Origin of the sequence: Haloarcula salina, from assembly GCF_010119195.1 — an archaeon.
Classification (GTDB): domain Archaea; phylum Halobacteriota; class Halobacteria; order Halobacteriales; family Haloarculaceae; genus Haloarcula; species Haloarcula salina.
On sequence record NZ_WRXL01000007.1, the window covers coordinates 52,123 to 69,845 of the forward strand.

A 17,723-nucleotide genomic window follows, 5' to 3' on the forward strand; every position below is an offset into this window, starting at 1 on the left:
CTCGACGTTCGCGAAGCCTGTGGCTTTGCTCACTCCCGCCACGCCCGCTCACTCGCGGTGCTCGTTCGCGGCCGTGGCGATCCTCGCGAACGCGTTGCGTTCGCTCAGTCCCGCACGCATAAACGGCCGGTTTCGACCGCCGACACGACTGGCGGGTCGATTCTGTGATGCCAACGTATAAGTTTAGGCTTGCCTAACTCACGCCGAGATGGACCGGGAACCGTCCGAGCGGGCGGACGTGTGCGTCGTAGGGGCCGGACCGGCGGGGGCGCTGGTCGCCAGCCGACTCGCAAGCGACGGCTACGACGTGGTCGTCCTGGAAGCCGGACCGCGGTTCGAGTTCGACGAGCGCGAGGCGCGCATGGAGCGGGCGATTCGCCCCGGCGACGAGGGATCGGTGTGGGAAATGGGCGGCGAGCGCGACGAGTTCAGCGCGAGCGGCGAACAGTACTACCCGCTGAACGTCGCTCGGGTGAAAGGCGTCGGCGGGTCGACGCTGCACTGGCAGGGGATGGTGATGCGGCTCCACCCCACCGACTTCGAGGGCGGGCACGACAACGACGACCCGGCGTGGCCCGTCGGCTACGACGACCTGCGGCCGTACTACGCCGACGCCGAGCGGGCGCTCGGGGTGGCCGGCGACGCGGACAACCCCTTCGCGCCGCCGCGGGACGGCCCCTATCCGCTGCCCGGCTTCCCGCCCTCCTACAGCGACTCGCTGTTCGCCGAGGCCTGCGAGCGGCTGGGCATCGCGACGCATTCGGTGCCGAACGCACGGAACTCCGAGGCCTACGACGGGCGCGGGCCGTGCGTCGGCTACGGGACCTGTCAGCCGGTCTGTCCCTCCGGCGCGAAGTACGACGCGAGCGTTCACATCGAAGACGCCGAAGACGAGGGGGCGCGCGTCGTCGACCGCGCGCCGGTCCAGCGCCTCGAAACGGACCGTGACGGCCGCGTCGAGGCGGCGGTCTACGCGACGCCGGACGGGCGGGAACACCGCCAGACCGCGCGCGAGTTCGTCGTGGCGGCCGGCGGCGTCGAGACGCCGCGACTCCTGTTGCTGTCGCGGTCCCAGCGCCACCGCGACGGGTTAGCGAACGAGTCGGGGCTGGTGGGTCACTACTTCATGGAGCACCTGTTCGCCGGGGCCGGAGGGACGCTCGACCGGCGGACGCGACAGAACCACGTCGGGTTCATCACCAGCGAGTGCCACCAGTTCTACGACGACCCCGGACAGGCCGTCGGGCGCGGCGACGGCGAGACGGTCCTCGAACGGACCGACGAGGCGCTGTCGCCGATCAAACTGGAGTTCCTGAACTACGCCGGTCCGTCACCGGTCGAACTCGCGCTCGGCGGCGAGGAGTGGGGCGACGCGCTCCTGTCGGACCTCCGGGAAGCCTACGGCAACAGCATCGCGATGGGCGGGCTGGTCGGCCAGCCGCCGCGGAAGGCGAACCGCGTGACGCTCGATCCGTCGACGACCGACGACCACGGTAATCCCGTGCCCGACATCCGGTGGTCGTGGGGCGAGCGCACGAAGCGGTCGCTCGCCCGCGCCAACGAGCTCCAACACGCGGTCCTGGACGAACTCGGCGTCGATATCTCGTGGACGGTCGGTCCGGGGAACACCGGGCCGGCGTACCACCACATGGGAACGACGCGGATGGGGGTCGACCCCGACGAGAGCGTCGTGAACCCGCAGCTCCGGACCCACGACGTGTCGAATCTCTCCGTCGCGTCCTCGTCGGTGTTCGTCACCGCGGGGTCGATGAACCCGACGCTGACCATCGCCGCGCTCGCGCTGAAGTGCGCCGACCACGTGCGCGAGCGGCTCTGATCAGGTGCGCTCGGCGAGCAGTTCTCGACCGATCTCTGTCACCGCCCGGACCCCGGGCGCGCCGTCGGCGACCCAGACGGCGACGGCGAGGCCGAACAGCGCGAACTGGAACTGCACGTACGGCTCGAACTGGAACGCGGCGAACTGGGCGGCGAAGGACGTGTCGCCGCTGTACGGCGGCGGCGGTCGGAACGGCCAGACGAGGAAGCGAAACCACTGCAACTGGGAGAGGTCGCCGCCGAGCACGGCCGCGAGCGCCGACGGACTCACGTCGGTCAGCGAGTGGGCGAACGCGCCGACGGCGAACGCTCGAACGAGATCGGTGCGCCGATACCACGCGGCGACGCGATACAGGACCGCGACGAGCACGACCAGCGTCACCAGCGAGTGCGCGAGCGACCGTCCGGAGGGGAGGACGCTGACCGTCCAGGCGAGCGGCTTGTCGACGATGTCGGGGAACTGCGAGCCGACCGCGAGTGCGAGCAGCGTCAGCACGGTCTGTCGGTCGGTCGAGTCGATGCGAGTGTAGGTGAAATACGCGAGGTAGGCGGCGCCGAGGTGTCCCCACGGCCACATGGATTCGCGTTCGACAGGTGTCGGTATGTATCTGCTGATACCGTCAGGCCCTGCGCGAACGGGCCCGTAGCCGGGCGATATCAGTACAGGCCCAGCAGCGCGCCGGCGTCCAGTAGAAGGAGGACGGCGACGGCCGACGCGCCGAGCATGAACGGCCGGGCCTCGCGAGCGGGCTCGCGGAGCTTCTGCTGGGCGAAGCCCTCGGAGAGCTTCGACGCGGCGACCTCGACCAGTCCGGCGAGGACGAACCACAGCACGAGCATCGTGAGAACGAGGTGACCGGGTCCGGACCCAGTCAGCGTCTCCGCGGTGTAGTAGGTCGCGGCCAGGTGACCGCCGGTGAGGAGGAGCAGAAGGGCGCTCGCCCGCGAGACGAGTTTGAGCTTCCGGGTGATGGCCGCGAGCGGCCCGGGCGAGGCGTCGCCGTTCAGCGCCGTCGGCAGCACGGCGTACGTCGTAAACAGCACGGTTCCCGACCACAGCGCCGCGAAGATCAGGTGCACCCCGAACACCGCGGCGGATACGACACTCATACGCGGTCGTTAGGCGCGAGCCATTTCAACGTCGCGGGTTCGTGCCGTCTCACTCTCGCGGGGTCCGCCCGCCTCACTCAGTCGTGTCGAGCGAGTCGAACGCGTCCACGTCGGCGGACATGTCCAGTTCTTTCACGGCGTCCGTGTCCGCGGCGATCTGCGTCTCGCGGTCCACGTCGTAGTCGAGCTGGTCGATGAGGTGGACGAACGATCCGGGATCGGGGACGAGGAAGATGCGCAGCGAGAACGCCACGTCGCTCTCTTTGATGTCGACGAGCGAGTCGAGCACGATGGTCAGCGAGTCCCGTCGAACGTGCGAGAGCGCGGTGTCGGCAATCTCGGCCGCGTCGTCCTCGACGACGGTCGGGGTGCCCATGTCGATGGTCGCGTCGAGCGTGTTGGCGATGCCGTCGATGAACCCCGAGGTGAGGATGTTGCACATCTCCTGGAGCGCGGACTCGTGGAGCTGCGTGAACTCCGAGTCGACGCTGGTGCCGGTCATCAGCCCGGCGATCTCCGCGGCCGTCTCCGTCTCGAAGGTCATCAGGAACACGCCGTACGGCGGCTCGGTCAGTCGGACGCGAGCGCTGTAGATGGTGCCGCCGCCCATCTCCGTCGCGATGTCGCCCGGCTGGACGAACGACAGGCTCTTGATCTCGACGGCGGCGTCGACTCCGGCGAGGGTGGCGAGCGAGTCCGCCACCTGCTCGGCCCCGTCCTGGATCAGACGCGTGATGAGCGTGAGTTTCCTGATGTCGATGAGGAGCGGCATTGCCCCTCAACAGTACCTGTCGGGTGTTACCGTTTTCGGTGGGTGGGCCGTCGACCGGTGCGCGACCACTGGACGGGGCGACCGTTGCGACCACCGTAACGCTAATTACGACTGACTGACACCGTATCGATGGGGAGCGTGCTACTCCGTGTCCCACTCGTTCGGACCGGGATTCACACGGTGGGCGCGCCAGTCGATTCCTGCGGGCGTGTGCCGACGGCGAGCGGCCGCGCCGTCCGCGGACGCCCGATGTGAGCACGCTTAAGCCGCCCCGTCCGTTTTGCACAGCCATGGAACCACGGGACCTCTCCGCTCACACTGTCTACCGGGCAGGTCGCGGCATCGAGGAGGTCGCCCGGGAACTCGGTCTCGACCCGGACGACATGGTGAAACTGGCGTCGAACGAGAACATGTACGGGCCGAGCCCGAAGGCCGTCGAGGCCATCCGCGACTCGGCCGCGCGGATGCACTCCTATCCGAAAGCCTCTCACGCCGACCTCGCAGAGGCGCTGGCCGAGCGCTGGGACGTGACGACCGAACAGGTGTGGCTCGGCAACGGCGGCGACGGCGCGCTCGACTGCCTCGCCCGCGCGATGCTCGACCCCGGACAGGACGTGCTCGTCCCGTCGCCCGGCTTCGCGTACTACGCGATGAGCGCGCGCTACCACCACGGCGAGGTCTCGGAGTACGCGCTCTCGAAGGCCGACGACTTCGCCCAGACGGCCGACACCGTCCTGACGGACTACGACGGCGAGCGCATCGTCTACCTCACCAGCCCGCACAACCCCACCGGCGCGGAGTTCACGACCGAGGCCGTGCGGACCATCGCCGAGGAGACCGACGAGCAGACCCTCGTCGTCGTCGACGAGGCCTACGGCGAGTTCACCGAGACGCCGAGCAAGCGCCCGCTGCTGTCCGAGCGCGACGACGTGGCGCTCCTGCGGACGTTCTCGAAGGCCTACGGGCTCGCCGGCGTCCGACTCGGCTACGCCGTCGTCCCCGAGGAGTGGGCCGACGCCTACGCCCGCGTCAACACGCCCTTCTCGGCGAGCGAACTCGCCTGCCGGGCCGGACTGGCCGCGCTGGAGGACGACGAACACGTCGAGCAATCCGTCGAGACGGCGACGTGGGCCCGCGAGTACATCCGCGGCGAGCTCGCCGCCCACACCTGGGACGGCGCGGGGAACTTCGTCCTCGCCGAGGTCGGTGACGCCTCCGCCGTCGCCGACGCCGCACAGGAAGCGGGCGTCATCGTCCGCGACTGTTCCTCCTTCGGCCTCCCCGAGTGCATCCGGGTCACCTGCGGGACCCGCGAGGACACGAGGCGCGCGGTGTCGGTCCTGAACGAGGTCATCGAGGTGGTCGAGGCGTGAGAGTCGCCGTCACCGGCACGCCGGGCACGGGCAAGACCACGGCCACGGACCGCCTCACCACCGACCTCGAGGTGTGTCACCTGAACGAAGTCATCAAAGACGAGGGGTTCTCGACTGGGGTGGACGAGGACCGCGGGAGCCTCGTCGCCGACCTCGACGCGCTGGCCGAGTGGCTGAGCGACCGGGAGGACGTGCTGTTCGAGTCCCACCTCGCCCACCACTTCGACGCCGACCGCGTCGTCGTCCTCCGAGCCCATCCCGACACCGTCGTCGAGCGGCTCCGCGAGCGAGGCGACGACGACGCGAAGGCCTACGAGAACGCCGAGTCGGAGGCCCTCGACGTGGTTCTGAGCGAGGCCGTCGAGGAACACGGCGTCGAGTCGGTCTACGAGGTCGACACGACCGAGCGCGACCCCGACGCGGTGGCCGCCGAGATCGAGGCCGTCGTCGCCGGGGAGCGCGAACCGAGCGCGGGGACCGTCTCGTACATCGACTGGCTATGACGCTCGACAGATTCCGACCGCTGGCCGACCGCATGCTCGCGCCGTTCGTCAGCGCCGCCAAAGGCGTCGGCCTGTCGCCGAACGGCGTCAGCGTCATCGCCTTCCTGCTGGCGCTCGGGGCCGGGGGCGTCTACGCCGTCGCCGCCCGTGACCCCCTGCTGTACCTCGTCGGGGCCGTCCTCGTCTTCCTGAACGGCTGGCTCGACCTCGTCGACGGCGCGCTGGCCCGCGAACTGAACGTCGCCTCCTCGGGCGGCGACCTGCTGGATCACGTCCTCGACCGCTACGCCGACATCGGCATCATCGTCGGCCTCGCCGCCGGCGTCGGCCAGTGGGTGCTCGGCATCGCCGCCGTCACCGGCGTCCTGATGACCTCCTACCTCGGGACGCAGGCCCAGGCGGTCGGCCTCGACCGCGTGTACGGCGGCCTGCTCGGGCGCGCCGACCGACTCGCCCTCGTGGGCGTGGTCACCGGCGTCGCGGCGTTCGTTCGGCCGTCGCTGGCGGACCTGACGCTCGTGGGCTGGCTGCTGGTCGTCTTCGCCGTCGTCGGCCACGTCACCGCGGCTCAGCGGTTCTATCACGCGATGGCCGCGCTCGAGTAGCTCAGCGCACCATTTATACCGCGGCCCGTCCAAGCCGTCGGTATGGTTCAGTGCGAGATGTGCGGCAAGGAGGTCTCATCTCCCAACCGCGTCAAAATCGAGGGGGCCGAACTCGACGTCTGCGACGAGTGCACCGACTTCGGCACGGAGGTCAAGACGGAGGACTCGTCGTCGTCCGCGTCGACGAAGTACTCGACGTCGTCTTCGTCGTCGTCGAGCGGGTCGTCGTCCTCGTCGTCGAGCTCGTCCTCCGGCGGCTCCTCGCGCCGCCGTCGCGACATGTTCGACGAGATGGACGAGGTCGCACAGGACTACCACGAGCGCATCCGGGAGGGTCGCGAGGCGCAGGGCCTGAGCCAGGAGGACCTCGCCCGACAGCTCAACGAGAAGGCGAGCCTCATCCGAAAGCTCGAACAGGGCAACTCCCTGCCGAGCGACACCGTCCAGAAGAAGCTCGAAAGCGCGCTCGACATCTCCCTGAGCGCTGGCGGTAGCGCCGACGACACCGAGTGGTCGAGCGGCGAGAGCAGCGGCGAGTACACGCTCGGCGACGTGGTCAAGCGAAAGGACTGAGACGGCAGTCGTCGGCAGGCGGTGACGGCTACAGCTGGAGGTCGTGTTTGTCCACGTCGAGTTCCGCCGCGAGCGAGTCGACGTTCGCCGAGATTTCGTCGATGTCGGCCTGTAACTGCTGGTAGCGCTTGCTCTCCTGTAGCTCCGCCTTCGACTTCTCGACTCGGAGGACGTTCCGCTTGAGCTTCTTCGACGTGAGCGTCTGCAGGCGGTCGTTGTACTCGCGGATCTTGTACAGACGGTCGACCACGTCCCGGAGGTCGTCGCGCGTCACGGGCTTGACGAGGTAGTCGTCGACGCGCATCTCGATGATGTCGAAGTCGGGGTTGACCGCGGTGACCATCGCGACGCGACAGCGGAGGCCCCGCTCCTCGATCTCTGCGAGGACTTCGTTGCCGGAGACGACGGGCATCCGGCGGTCCAGCAGGACCACGTCGACGTCGTTCGAGAGGAGTTCGAGCCCCTCTTCGCCGCTATAGGCCGTCTGGACGTCGTACTGGTCGCGCAGGTAGTCGGTGTAGAGGTCCGCGAGATGCTGTTCGTCCTCGACGATCAGTACGGTCGGTGTGTCCGAGTCCCCTGCAGTCACGGCTTGTCTCCTATCGTGTATCGGCTCGACGGTAATAATTGTCTCCCTCGGCTCAGCGCTGGTTTTCGCGAGCTCACACCAGGTGCCCGACTCGCCCGCGCCACGGTCGGCTTCGCAACCTATTTGCCGGCCCCAGCCGGTGCTTCCGGTATGTTCGTCCTTGTCAATCTGAAGGCGTACCCGTGTGACCCGGTAGAGGTAGCGACCGCCGCGGCCGACGTGAGCGACGACGCGGACGTGCGCGTCGCCGTCGCCCCGCAGGCGGCTCACATCGACGCCGTCGCCGAGACGGGCGTCGAGACCTGGGCCCAGCACGTCAGCGCCGTCGAACACGGCAGCCACACCGGCAGCACGCTCGCCGAAGCCGTCGCCGACGCCGGCGCGGTCGGGACGCTGCTGAACCACTCGGAGAACCGCCTCAAGCTCGCCGACATCGACGGCGCGCTGGACGCGGCCGATCGTGCGGACCTCGAAACGATCGTGTGTGCGAACAACCCCGCACAGATCGGCGCGGCCGCCGCGCTCGATCCCGACGCCGTCGCCGTCGAGCCGCCGGAGCTCATCGGGACCGGCACGCCCGTCAGCAAGGCCGACCCGGACATCGTGACCGGCGCGGTCGACGCCGCAGCCCGCGTCAACGGCGACGTGGACGTGCTCTGTGGCGCGGGCATCTCCACCGGCGAGGATCTCGTCTCCGCGAGCGACCTCGGCGCGACCGGCGTCCTGCTGGCCAGCGGCGTCGCGAAGGCCGACGACCCGCGGGCGGCGCTGGAAGACCTCGTGGAACCGCTGATCTGACCGACCGGAAAAACGCCGGCTTACCGCTCAGTTCTCGCCGTCGAGAAACGCCGATTCGAGTCGCGAGACCACCGTCTCCACCACGTCGTCGTCCAGGTCGCGCTCGCTCTCCTCGCGGACGAGGTCCCGGAGTCGGTAGCCGTACTTGCCGCGGCCCACGTGCTCGACGAACCCTTCGAGCCGGAGCGTTCGGTTGCGGGCGTAGGCGGCCGTGCGGTCGCCCGAGCCGCCGGCAGAGAAGTGGGCGTTCAACGGCGTTCCCGGTCCCTGCTCGCCGTAGTAGGCGAGCATCCGGCGGGTCTTGGGCTCCAGGTCCTCGATAGCCGCGAGCACCGCCTCGTAGACGGGCGGCCCGTCGAAGTCGTCGTCGCCCTCCTCGCCCCCTCGGTCGTTGGACTGCTCCGCCTCGACGGCGTCGGCGATGGCCGCCGCGAACGCGGCGTCTGAATCCGACCCATCGGCGTGTCCGTTGGTCGACGCGGCCGTCGTGCCGCCGTCGGTGCTCGCACCGTCGGACGCCGCGGCGTCGCCGTTCGTCGACGGGCCGTCGCTCCCGCCGTTCATCGCCGCCCCGCCGTCTTCGAACGCGCTGAAGGCGTCGCCGAAACCGCCGCCGGAGGTCGTGTCCGCCGGCTGGTCCGCCGCACCGTCGGGCTGGCCCGCCTCGCCGTCGGTCGCGTCTGTCCCGGTCGCGTCCGCGTCGTCGGAGAACCGATGACGGCGTCGGCGCATGTTCTCCTGCTCGGTCCGGCCGGGGTTGTACCCCTCCGCCTGGGTCAGCATCGCCTCGGTGAACTGCTCGGCCATCCGCGAGAGGTCGCGGGCGTCCTGCAGTTCCGTCTCCAGTTCGGCGATGCGCGAGTTCTTCTTGTCCAGTTCCTCACGAAGGTCCGTGATGCGGCTCTCCGTCGCCTTCTGTTCCTCGCTGATGGTCTCCAGTTCGGAGACGAGGTCCTCGCTGACCGACTTGAGTTCGGGGCGCTCGAAGTCGTCCAGTCCCGGCGTCGCGCCGGCGTCGAAGGTCTGCTTGCGGTGGAACTGGACCCGCCGGACCTCCTCGGCCCAGTCGTTCATCATGAACGCCTCGCCGTCGTCCAGGTCCTCGACGGCGTCGGCGTACTTGTTGTCGAGGATGCGCCCGACGACCTTCGTGTCGTTGTTCCACGTCAGTCGGTGCCACACCAGCCAGTCGCACTGGGTGATGTAGTCCTTCTTCACGTCGGCCGGTCGCTGGCTGATGCCGACGATGCCGAGGCCGTGTTTCCGGCCGCGCTTCCCGATCTTGATGAGCATCTTCCCGACCTCGCCCATCCCGCCCTTCTCGGGGATCCACTCGTGGCACTCCTCGACGAGCATCAGGAACGGCTGTTTCTGTTTCTTCGCCTTGGCGAACAGCTGTTTGGCGACCTCGGTAAGCAGCGCCTCGGCCTCCTCCTCGTCGAGGAAGGAGGACACGTCGAGGATGATGGGGACGTTCTGTTCGAGCGCCAGCGAGGCGATCTTGCCGGCGTGCTCCTCGGTGACCTGGATGTCGCACTCCTCGTCGCCGCCGACGTGGAGGATCTCGTACTCCTCTTTGAGCCCGTAGTACTCGCCGTCGATGTCCACGACGAGCAGGCCGAATCCGTTGTCGAGCAGCTTCTCGGCGATGACGCTCGCCGTATTGCTCTTGCCCGAGCCGCTCTTGCCGGTGACGAAGCCGCGGCCGGTCAGCAGTTCGACGACCGGCAAATCGACGGTCTCGCCCGGTTCCCCGTTCCCACCCGGCCCGGCGCTCGTCGTCGCGACGGTTATCTGTTCGGTCTCTGCCATGCGTTTCTGTCCAAAGGGAGACGCGCGCGGCCCATAACTCTCCGTCAGACGACAGTCAACAGGACAACAGGTCGCTGGACCGCCGCGACCGGGGGAACGGCTATTGCCGTGGCACGCCTTGTCGTAGTCGAGTCGACGACTGGGGGAGCCTATGGATCGCTACGAAACGTTCGTTGAGGACGGGACCGTCTACGTCGGGAGCGACGACGGCCCGCTGGAAATCGCGTCGGTCGAGGACGTTCTCGACGCCGTGGGCGGCCCGGCGTGGACGGTTACCTACTCCGACGCCGAGAAGGAGCGCTACGCCGGGATGGACACCAGCGACGAGGGGCTGGTGGTCGACGTGGTGGACATGCTCCACGCGATGACCCACAGCCAGCGGTTCGTCGACACGCTCGCGGCCCACCCGACGGCCGTTCCGGCCGACGACACCATCTCGCCGCGGGCCGGCCTGTTCGTCGGGAAACTCCTGGAGAACCTCGAAAACGGCGTGTCCTGACCACGGCGGGTCGTCGTCGGTCACCGCTCGCCCGGTCAGCGGAAATCCGCGAGCGTGGTCTGTCCCGCGGGGAGTGCGACCGCCCCAGCGTCGGCGCTCGTCCCATCGACATCGCCGCCGGTATCCTCGCCGCCGTCGTCGTCGGCCTCGTCCGCGAACGCGCCGAGGCCCGCTTGTCCGTCTTCGTCCGTCGCCTCAGCGTCGTCAGTCCCGTCGGCTGTGTCGCCGGACTCGCCGCCGAAGCCCCCGAGGCTGGCCTGCTCGCCGGCCGAGAAGTCGAGGTTCGAGACGCGGACGCCGACCTTGCGGACGCGCTCGCCCTCGAACTCCCCGAGCAAGTCGAGCGCGGTCCGGCGGACCAGCGACGGCTCGTCGATCGGCCCCGGGAGCGAGCGAGCGCGTGTGTGGACGTCGAACGGCGGCGTCACGACCTTGATACCGATTGTCTGGTAGCGCGCGCCCTTCCGCCGGGCGCGGTCGGCGACGGCCGCCGCGAGGGTGTTCACCCGCCGGTACGTGGTCGCCGAGTCGTCGGTCGCCTCGGTGAACGCGGACTCCCGCGAGAGGCTCTTGGGGTCGCCTTTCGGCGTCACCGCGCGCTCGTCCTCGCCGCGAGCGTACCGGCGTATTTCGCGGCCGCGCTCGCCGAAGCGCCGGTCCAGTCGCTCCGGGTCCGCGGCCGCCAGGTCCCCCGCCGTCTCGATGCCCAGTTCGTCGAGTTCGCGGGCCGTCACCGGGCCGACGCCGTGAACGTCCTCCACGGGGAGGTCGGCGAAGAACTCGCGGACGGTCCCCGGTTCGACGACGACGAGGCCGTCCGGCTTGTCTCGGTCGCTCGCCACCTTCGCCGCGCTCATCGTCGGCGCGACGCCGACGCTCGCCGCGACTCCGACCTCCGACTCGACGCTGGCTTTCAGGTCGTCCGCCCACGCTTCGACGCCGTCCCAGCCGACCCGGTCCGTCACGTCGAGGTACGCCTCGTCGATGCTCACCTCACGGACCACGTCCGCCTCCTCGCGGAGGATCGCCCGCACGTCGGCGGCCACGGACTCGTAGAACTCCATGTCGACGGGGCGGTAGAACCCCGCGTCGTCCACGTCCAGTTCGGGGTCGTCGACGGCGTCGACCTTGCGGGGCAGTCGCTCCAGCGCCTCGGAGATGGCCATCGCCGACTCGACGCCGTACTCTCGCGCTTCGTAGCTCGCCGTGGCGACGGCCCCGTGGGCGTCGCCGCTCTCGTAGCCCATTCCGACAACCAGCGGTTCGCCGTCGAGGGCCGGCTCCCGGCGCTGTTCGCAGGCCGCGTAGAAGCAGTCCATATCGACGTGCGCGACGACCTGCTCGGGCCGATTCGTCCCGGGGAGCCGCGCGGCGTCCATACCCGTCTCTACGCGTACTCGCAAAAAAAACCCCACCGGCCCCGGCGAACGCGCGCGGACTCACCGGTCCCCGTCGACGACGTCTCCGCGCGACCGCCGTCTGTCGCTTGTGCAGAAAGGGTAGTGGGGGTGGCGGCGTCAGATGCTCCGGATCCGCCGTAGTTCGAATACGATGCCGCGGCCGACGGAGTGGCCATCGCTCCGCCGGCCGTGGTCGTCCGCCGATGCCAATCCCGGATGGTGCGACGGTGGTTCCCGCCGGGAGCGTCGGGGGCTCCGTGTTAACTTTAAACATGGTAACACTTCAATGTTGGGCAGCAGATCAGCCGCCCGCGTCGTCGTCGCTCGAAACCCTTTCGGTCCTCTCACCCCCACGACGGCACAATGACGACGCTGACGGACTCGCTGCCGGATCGGCCGCTCTCGACGAACGAGATCTCCGCGCTGGAAGCCCAGCACGACGACTACGGCTTCGCCCCGGTGGGGTTCTTTCCCGACCTAGACGTGGTCGCGGCGTTCGTCGTCATCGTCGACGGCGAACGGGGCTACAGCCTCGGATTCGACCGCGACGACGAGGGCTGGGTCGTCGTGGAGTCCTTCGACGACGGCGAGGACTTCGCCGGCGTCACCGACCGCCTCCAGGAGTGGCTTGGCGACGACTGGGCGGACTTCGAGGAAGGCACGGCCGAACCGGAGTGAGTCGGTCGGAGTCGCTCGCGCCGCTCGCGACGGCTGCGTGGCGTCGCTGGGTCGCACAGTTCGGACTCGTCGGTTGTTTCGACGCAGCGTGCGGCGGTCGGGATTTGAACCCGACGGCGAGACTCGCTGCGCTCGTCTCGCGTGATTCAAATCCCGCTGTACAGCATCCGCTCGTCACGTCCGTTCCTCGCAGGATGCGGCGGCCGGGATTTGAACCGGACCAAGACGGTTGTGCTCGCTCACTCCGTTCGCTGCGCGCACTGCGACTTGTAGGGTTCAAATCTCTCAGTACAGCATCCGCTCGTCACGTCCGTTCCTCGCAGGATGCGGCGGCCGGGATTTGAACCCGGGCCATGAGCTTGGAAGGCTCAGGTCCTACCACTAGACCACCGCCGCTCATCGCTTCGCGTCTTCACGGCGGGCCTCGCGATTCCTCCGGAATCGCTCACCACCGCCGCGCGCTCACTGTGTTCGCGCGCGGCGAGGATCGCCGGAGCGCGAACGTACTCCCCCATAGAGGGAAGGCGATTAAGTGCGTTTCCCTTCCGGTTCGACGACGCCGTAGCAGTTGCCGCTGGAGAGTTCGACCGACACCAACCGCAGGTCGCTGGCGGCCACGTCGCGTTCGAACTCGGCCGGCGCGTAGACGTGGTAGAACCGGGGAACCGTCTCGCCGCCGGGGAGCGTCCAGTCGACGGTTGTGTCGAAGCCGGTCTCTGCGTCGGCCTCGGCGTCGAAGCGGTCGTGGGCCGTGCTCCAGGCGCTGACGAGCGCGCGACCGTCCGGCGCGAGCACGCGAGCGAGGTCGTCCAGGCTGGCGCGGCGTGCGTCTCGCGAGGGGAGGTGATGCAACGTCGCGACGTACACCGCGAGGTCGATGCAGTCGTCGGCCAGCGGCAATTCGACCGCGTCGCCCTGGACGAGCGCGACTTCGTCGCCGACGCGCTCGGTGGCGGCATTCAGGAGCGCGCGGCTGGCATCGAGGCCGACGACGCGGTCAGCGACGCCGGCCAGCAGTTCGGCGTGGCGGCCGTTGCCACAGCCGAGGTCGAGCGCCGTCCCGCAGTCCGTGAACGCGGCGACGAACGACTCGACCTCCGGCCAGGCGTACTCGCGGGTCTTCGAGAAGTGCGCGCCGATGTCTTCGTAGGTCCGGCGAACGGCCGCGCGCGAGCGGTCGGCGTCCGAGTCACGCTCCGGCATCCCTCCGCGGTCACTCCGCGCCGTACTTCTCGGGGTACGCCTCTGCGAGCAGGTCGCCCTCGTCGGCGAGGTGCTCGCGGACGGGGTCGATGACCTCCGAGATGGCGGCCCCGGCCGAGGGCTTGAGGTCGGCGGGGTGGAGTTCCCCGCTGACGAAGTCCGCCTCGACTTCCTCGTAGGTCTCGTAAGTCAGGTCGCCGCCGTACTCCTCGGGGCGCTCGACGACGAACGACTCGTCGCGCACGTCGAGCACCGGGAACACGAGGTGTTCGAGGTACTCGAGGACGCCGTTGCCTTCGACCTCGCCGGCCGGACAGAACGCCTGACCGATCTTCTCTTCGACCGTCTCGGGATCGTCCGTGAGGTTGACCTTCGAGGCCTCGTCAGAGGCGCTCATCTTCCCGCCCGAGAGCCCCGAGAGGAGCGGGGCGAACAGGCAGACCGGCGACTCGCCGCCGTGGTCCGGGAGGACCTCGCGCGAGAGCATGTAGATGCCGCGCTGGTCGACGCCGCCGTAGGCGATGTCTGCGTCGAGCGCCTTCACGTCCAGCGTCTGCATCAGCGGGTAGATGAGCCCGCCGAGGTTCGGGCTGTCGGACTCGCGGACGACCTCGCTGGCCGCGCGCTGAGAGCGCGCGATGGTGGTCTCCGCGGCCATCCGGTACATCTCCAGCGTGTACTCCTCGCCGAGCTGGAAGTCCGTCCCGCGGACGAACTCCACGTCCTCGGGGTCGGCCCCGGCCGCCTCGATCATCCCCTCGATGGCCGTCTCGTAGTAGGCCGAACGGACGTCGAGCAGGTCGAACGGCGACTTGTTGTCGTCGAGGTGAGCGTGGAGGTCCGCGATGAGCACCGTCACCTCGACGCCGGCCCGCAGGAAGTCCGCGAGCTTTCGCATCGTCGTGAAGTGCCCGATGTGCATCTCGCCGGTCGGCGCGTAGCCGATGTACGCCGACGGGTCGCCGTCCTCGAACAGTGCCCGAAGCTCGTCCTCGGTGACGACCTCCTCGGTGTGTCGCGTCACCAGGTCGAGTCGCTCGGCCGTATCCATACCGATGTGTCGCCGGTCCGCCGATTAAAACGTTCCTGTCCGGTGCGACGCCCCCTCAACGCCGGGCGGTCGCGCCGTCACTCGGCGATTGCAGACAAACGCGGTTCGAATAGTCTCGGGGGTGTGAGCCGGCGACTGGACGCTAGAGAGCGTGATAATCGCAATGGGATCCTTCTCACAACACCTTCATAATGGCAGGGTTTCAATGAGTCACCGATGACGGCGGCGTTGCACCGTCCGATCGCGGTCGTCGGATACCCCGCTATCGGCGTTCTCGTCCTCCTTCAGATAGTCGCTCCGTCGGCGATAGCTGGTCTCCCGGTTTCGACAGTCGTAGGGGCAACAATGACGATGTTTCTCGCGTGGGGAACCGTCGTCGGACTCGTCTATAGGGCTCGGTGGACGGCGACCGGATTCGGAGTGATGGCGATTGCATTCGCCATCCAGACCCTCTCCGGGCACGGGATTCAGAACCAGCTAGTGCTTTATTCCGTCGTTGGTATCGCGGCGCTGTTGATCGTCGTCGGTGGGCAGAAGGACGACCCGACACCGCCGCGTAGTCCACGCTCCAGCTACTGAGCACTCACTCCAGCGGCTACCGATAAGACACGATACTGTGCGAGGGTCACACATTTAGGGGATAGGGGCAAAGACGGCGATAGATGTCCCTCCTGTTCGACCACGTCATCGGGTCGTTCGACCTCGACGACGCCTCGCTGTGTGCCGTCGCGGAGGACGCCCTCGAGGACCGCGGCGACGCCGTCCCCGTGCGCCCCGTCGCGGAGTTCGCGAGCCACCACGACGAACTCGCCCATCCCGAGGAGGACTGGGTGTGCATCCCGCTACACGAACTCGACTCGGCGCGACTGACGGGGGAGTACGTCGCCTTCACCGACCACTCGCTGCACGGCCAGATCTTCGTCTTCGAGCGCGGCGGCGAGCGGGACTTCGTCGACGCCGACGCCTTCGGGACCACGGCGCTCGCCGACCGACTCCGCTTCTGGCACTCGGACTACGTGCCCGAGAGGTACCCGCCCTCCTACGACTCGCCGATCGACGACAGCGAACCGCCGCGCAGTCCCGTGGACCCCGACGAACTGATCGAGGGCCTGCGCGACCACGTCGAGCGCGAGCGCGATGCGACCAGATCAGCGAACCGCGAGCGAGCCGCGGGGCGCACGCCGGCCGCGGTGTACGAGCGCGGCGGCGACGCGGTCCCCGAACTCTCTACGGCCGGACGAGACGACGGGCGCTTTCACTTCCGCGTGGACCCGCCCGCCGACGTGGCCGCCGAGTGGCGCGGCGACTGGGCCTTCGTCGTCGAGTCCGAGTTCGGCGTCCACCAGGGGAACGAGGTGCTGGTCCACCGCGACGACGGCGCGAACGGGGACGACGGCCCGTTCCCGGTCCCCGCGACGGTCGAGCGCATCCGCGGGCGGAGCGTCTGGCTCGACGTGAACTGGGCGCGGGTCGACGGCGCGACGAGCCTCGGGAGCGCGCTGACCGACGGCGACGCCACCTACGGGCTGACGGCGCTGTTGAACCCCGTCCCGTTCGACCGCGAGCGCGAGGCGGTCGAGGCGCTGGCCGACCACCCGCTCCGGGGCGTGCTCGCCGGCGAGCGCCCGATCACGTTCTCGAACGGCGCGGCCGCTCGCAGCGACCGATTCGACGCGGAACTGAACCAGGAGCAGCGGCTCGCCGTCGAGCACGCGCTGCTGGCCGACGACCTGTTCTGCGTCCACGGCCCGCCGGGGACCGGCAAGACGCGGACGCTCGTCGAGATCGTCCGGCGGGCCGCGCAGGCCGGCGAGGACGTGCTCGTCTGCGCCGACTCGAACCAGGCCGTCGACAACCTCGTCGCTGGCTCCTCGACGCGGGAGGCGGCGGACCCGCAGTCGCTGCACGCCTACGGCCAGCACGGCGACGGCGAGTTCGTGCTCGACCGCGTGAACGCGAGCCAGTCGGCCAACGACGCGGTCCGGCGAGCCTACGCCGACGTGCCGGAGCGCGCGGACGTGGTCGCGGTCACGAACAACTCCGCCGCGACGCTCGCGCGGGACTTCGACCTCCTCGTGCTGGACGAGGCCACGCAGTCCACCTGCACGGCGTCGTGCATCCCGCTGGTCCGTGCCGAGCGCGTCGTCCTCGCCGGGGACCACCGACAGCTCCCGCCCTACAGCGCGAGCGACGGCCCGCCGGAGTCGAGCTACGGCCACTCCCTGTTCGAGCACCTCTACGCCGACGGCGGCGTCTACGCGGGCGTCGGCCTCCAGCTCCAGACCCAGTACCGGATGCACCGTGACATCGCCTACTTCCCGAACCGGCGGTTCTACGATCGGACGCTCCGGAACGGGCGGACCGTCGACCCCCTCCCGGACCGGCCGGCCGTCGAGGGGTACAACGTCGGCGGCTCCGTCGAGACGGTCGGCCACTCTAAGGCCAACCCCACCGAGGCCCGGCTGGTGGCCCACCTCGTCTCGGACCTTCTGTCGGACGTGCCCGCCGAGGAGATCGGCGTCATCACGCCCTACAGCGCACAGGTGCGCCGCATCCGCGAGACCCTCGCGGCCCACACCGACGCCGCCGAGGGCGTGACCGTCGACACCATCGACTCCTTTCAGGGGGGCGAGCGGACGGCTATCGTCCTCTCGCTCGTCCGGAGCAACGCCGACGGGACCGTGGGCTTCCTCGGGCGGCCGGTCGACGGCCCGCGGCGGCTGAACGTCGCGCTCACGCGGGCAAAGCGCTACTGCGCCGTCGTCGCCGACTGGCACACGCTCCGCTACGACGCCGACGGGAAGTGCACGGACCTCTACGACGACTTCTACCAGTTCTTCGCCAACACGGACCGGCTGAGCGACGTCGACCCCGAGTTCATCCCCGTGTGAGCCGCCGGCGACGGGTCCAAATACGTCCGG

Annotated in this window: 18 protein-coding genes and 1 tRNA gene; 10 read left to right on the forward strand and 9 right to left on the reverse strand. The window is 69.1% G+C overall.

The window, feature by feature from the left end; all coding sequences use genetic code 11:
* Positions 1 to 208 precede the first annotated feature (208 nt).
* The gene (locus GM656_RS16645) at positions 209 to 1,837 is read left to right on the forward strand and encodes a GMC family oxidoreductase (RefSeq protein ID WP_162414823.1); all 1,629 of its coding nucleotides are present in this window, start codon (positions 209 to 211) and stop codon (positions 1,835 to 1,837) included.
* On the opposite strand, the gene GM656_RS16650 is transcribed toward GM656_RS16645, so the two are convergent.
* From GM656_RS16650 to GM656_RS16660, 3 genes are all read right to left on the reverse strand, one after another.
* Complete coding sequence (locus GM656_RS16650) at positions 1,838 to 2,413, reverse strand: metal-dependent hydrolase (RefSeq protein WP_162414824.1); 576 nt, start codon at positions 2,411 to 2,413, stop codon at positions 1,838 to 1,840.
* 80 nt (positions 2,414 to 2,493) lie between these two features.
* Entirely contained in the window at positions 2,494 to 2,946 is a 453-nt protein-coding gene (locus GM656_RS16655) for a transporter (RefSeq protein ID WP_162414825.1), read from the reverse strand.
* Positions 2,947 to 3,019: 73 nt separating this feature from the next.
* On the reverse strand, positions 3,020 to 3,718 hold the full coding sequence (locus tag GM656_RS16660; RefSeq protein ID WP_162414826.1) for a chemotaxis protein CheC: 699 nt from the start codon (positions 3,716 to 3,718) through the stop codon (positions 3,020 to 3,022).
* A 290-nt stretch (positions 3,719 to 4,008) separates the two neighbouring features.
* Between GM656_RS16660 and hisC the strand changes: the two genes are divergently transcribed.
* The 4 genes from hisC to GM656_RS16680 are packed head-to-tail and all read left to right on the forward strand — an operon-like array spanning position 4,009 to position 6,772.
* A complete protein-coding gene (hisC, locus tag GM656_RS16665; RefSeq protein ID WP_162414827.1) occupies positions 4,009 to 5,091 on the forward strand; it encodes a histidinol-phosphate transaminase in 1,083 nt (360 codons plus the stop codon).
* Positions 5,088 to 5,594 carry an adenylate kinase family protein gene (locus GM656_RS16670; RefSeq protein WP_162414828.1) on the forward strand — a complete coding sequence of 169 codons (507 nt, stop codon included), beginning with the start codon at positions 5,088 to 5,090 and terminating at the stop codon, positions 5,592 to 5,594. The genes hisC and GM656_RS16670 overlap by 4 nt, the downstream gene beginning before the upstream one ends.
* Complete coding sequence (locus GM656_RS16675; RefSeq protein ID WP_162414829.1) at positions 5,591 to 6,199, forward strand: CDP-alcohol phosphatidyltransferase family protein; 609 nt, start codon at positions 5,591 to 5,593, stop codon at positions 6,197 to 6,199. The genes GM656_RS16670 and GM656_RS16675 overlap by 4 nt, the downstream gene beginning before the upstream one ends.
* A gap of 42 nt (positions 6,200 to 6,241) precedes the next feature.
* Complete coding sequence (locus GM656_RS16680; protein ID WP_162414830.1) at positions 6,242 to 6,772, forward strand: multiprotein bridging factor aMBF1; 531 nt, start codon at positions 6,242 to 6,244, stop codon at positions 6,770 to 6,772.
* A 28-nt stretch (positions 6,773 to 6,800) separates the two neighbouring features.
* Here GM656_RS16680 and GM656_RS16685 read toward each other — a convergent pair whose 3' ends face one another.
* Positions 6,801 to 7,361, reverse strand: a complete 561-nt coding sequence (locus tag GM656_RS16685; protein WP_162414831.1) for a response regulator — start codon at positions 7,359 to 7,361, stop codon at positions 6,801 to 6,803.
* A 150-nt stretch (positions 7,362 to 7,511) separates the two neighbouring features.
* Between GM656_RS16685 and tpiA the strand changes: the two genes are divergently transcribed.
* The gene (gene tpiA, locus GM656_RS16690) at positions 7,512 to 8,159 is read left to right on the forward strand and encodes a triose-phosphate isomerase (RefSeq protein ID WP_162414832.1); all 648 of its coding nucleotides are present in this window, start codon (positions 7,512 to 7,514) and stop codon (positions 8,157 to 8,159) included.
* 27 nt (positions 8,160 to 8,186) lie between these two features.
* On the opposite strand, the gene GM656_RS16695 is transcribed toward tpiA, so the two are convergent.
* On the reverse strand, positions 8,187 to 9,971 hold the full coding sequence (locus GM656_RS16695) for a helicase HerA domain-containing protein (RefSeq protein ID WP_162414833.1): 1,785 nt from the start codon (positions 9,969 to 9,971) through the stop codon (positions 8,187 to 8,189).
* Between the two features lie 151 nt (positions 9,972 to 10,122).
* Here GM656_RS16695 and GM656_RS16700 point away from each other — a divergent pair, with 151 nt between their 5' ends.
* Complete coding sequence (locus GM656_RS16700; RefSeq protein ID WP_162414834.1) at positions 10,123 to 10,470, forward strand: hypothetical protein; 348 nt, start codon at positions 10,123 to 10,125, stop codon at positions 10,468 to 10,470.
* 35 nt (positions 10,471 to 10,505) lie between these two features.
* Here the strand turns inward: GM656_RS16700 and dinB are convergent, their stop codons facing one another.
* Positions 10,506 to 11,849, reverse strand: coding sequence for a DNA polymerase IV (gene dinB, locus GM656_RS16705; protein ID WP_162414835.1), 1,344 nt, complete (start codon positions 11,847 to 11,849; stop codon positions 10,506 to 10,508).
* A 384-nt stretch (positions 11,850 to 12,233) separates the two neighbouring features.
* Here dinB and GM656_RS16710 point away from each other — a divergent pair, with 384 nt between their 5' ends.
* Complete coding sequence (locus tag GM656_RS16710; protein ID WP_162414836.1) at positions 12,234 to 12,548, forward strand: hypothetical protein; 315 nt, start codon at positions 12,234 to 12,236, stop codon at positions 12,546 to 12,548.
* Positions 12,549 to 12,873: 325 nt separating this feature from the next.
* Here GM656_RS16710 and GM656_RS16715 read toward each other — a convergent pair.
* The 3 genes from GM656_RS16715 to GM656_RS16725 all read right to left on the reverse strand — a co-directional run bounded on the left by GM656_RS16715 (position 12,874) and on the right by GM656_RS16725 (position 14,802).
* Positions 12,874 to 12,944 (reverse strand) — tRNA-Gly (locus GM656_RS16715).
* A gap of 132 nt (positions 12,945 to 13,076) precedes the next feature.
* Positions 13,077 to 13,751 (reverse strand): class I SAM-dependent methyltransferase, encoded by a 675-nt coding sequence (locus GM656_RS16720; protein ID WP_162414837.1) that lies wholly within the window; start codon positions 13,749 to 13,751, stop codon positions 13,077 to 13,079.
* A 10-nt stretch (positions 13,752 to 13,761) separates the two neighbouring features.
* Positions 13,762 to 14,802 carry a tyrosine--tRNA ligase gene (locus tag GM656_RS16725; protein ID WP_162414838.1) on the reverse strand — a complete coding sequence of 347 codons (1,041 nt, stop codon included), beginning with the start codon at positions 14,800 to 14,802 and terminating at the stop codon, positions 13,762 to 13,764.
* Between the two features lie 216 nt (positions 14,803 to 15,018).
* On the opposite strand from GM656_RS16725, the gene GM656_RS16730 reads away from it, so the two are divergent.
* Both GM656_RS16730 and GM656_RS16735 read left to right on the forward strand, forming a co-directional pair.
* Positions 15,019 to 15,381 carry a hypothetical protein gene (locus tag GM656_RS16730; protein ID WP_162414839.1) on the forward strand — a complete coding sequence of 121 codons (363 nt, stop codon included), beginning with the start codon at positions 15,019 to 15,021 and terminating at the stop codon, positions 15,379 to 15,381.
* 83 nt (positions 15,382 to 15,464) lie between these two features.
* A complete protein-coding gene (locus GM656_RS16735; RefSeq protein ID WP_162414840.1) occupies positions 15,465 to 17,693 on the forward strand; it encodes an AAA domain-containing protein in 2,229 nt (742 codons plus the stop codon).
* The last annotated feature ends 30 nt before the right edge of the window (positions 17,694 to 17,723 follow it).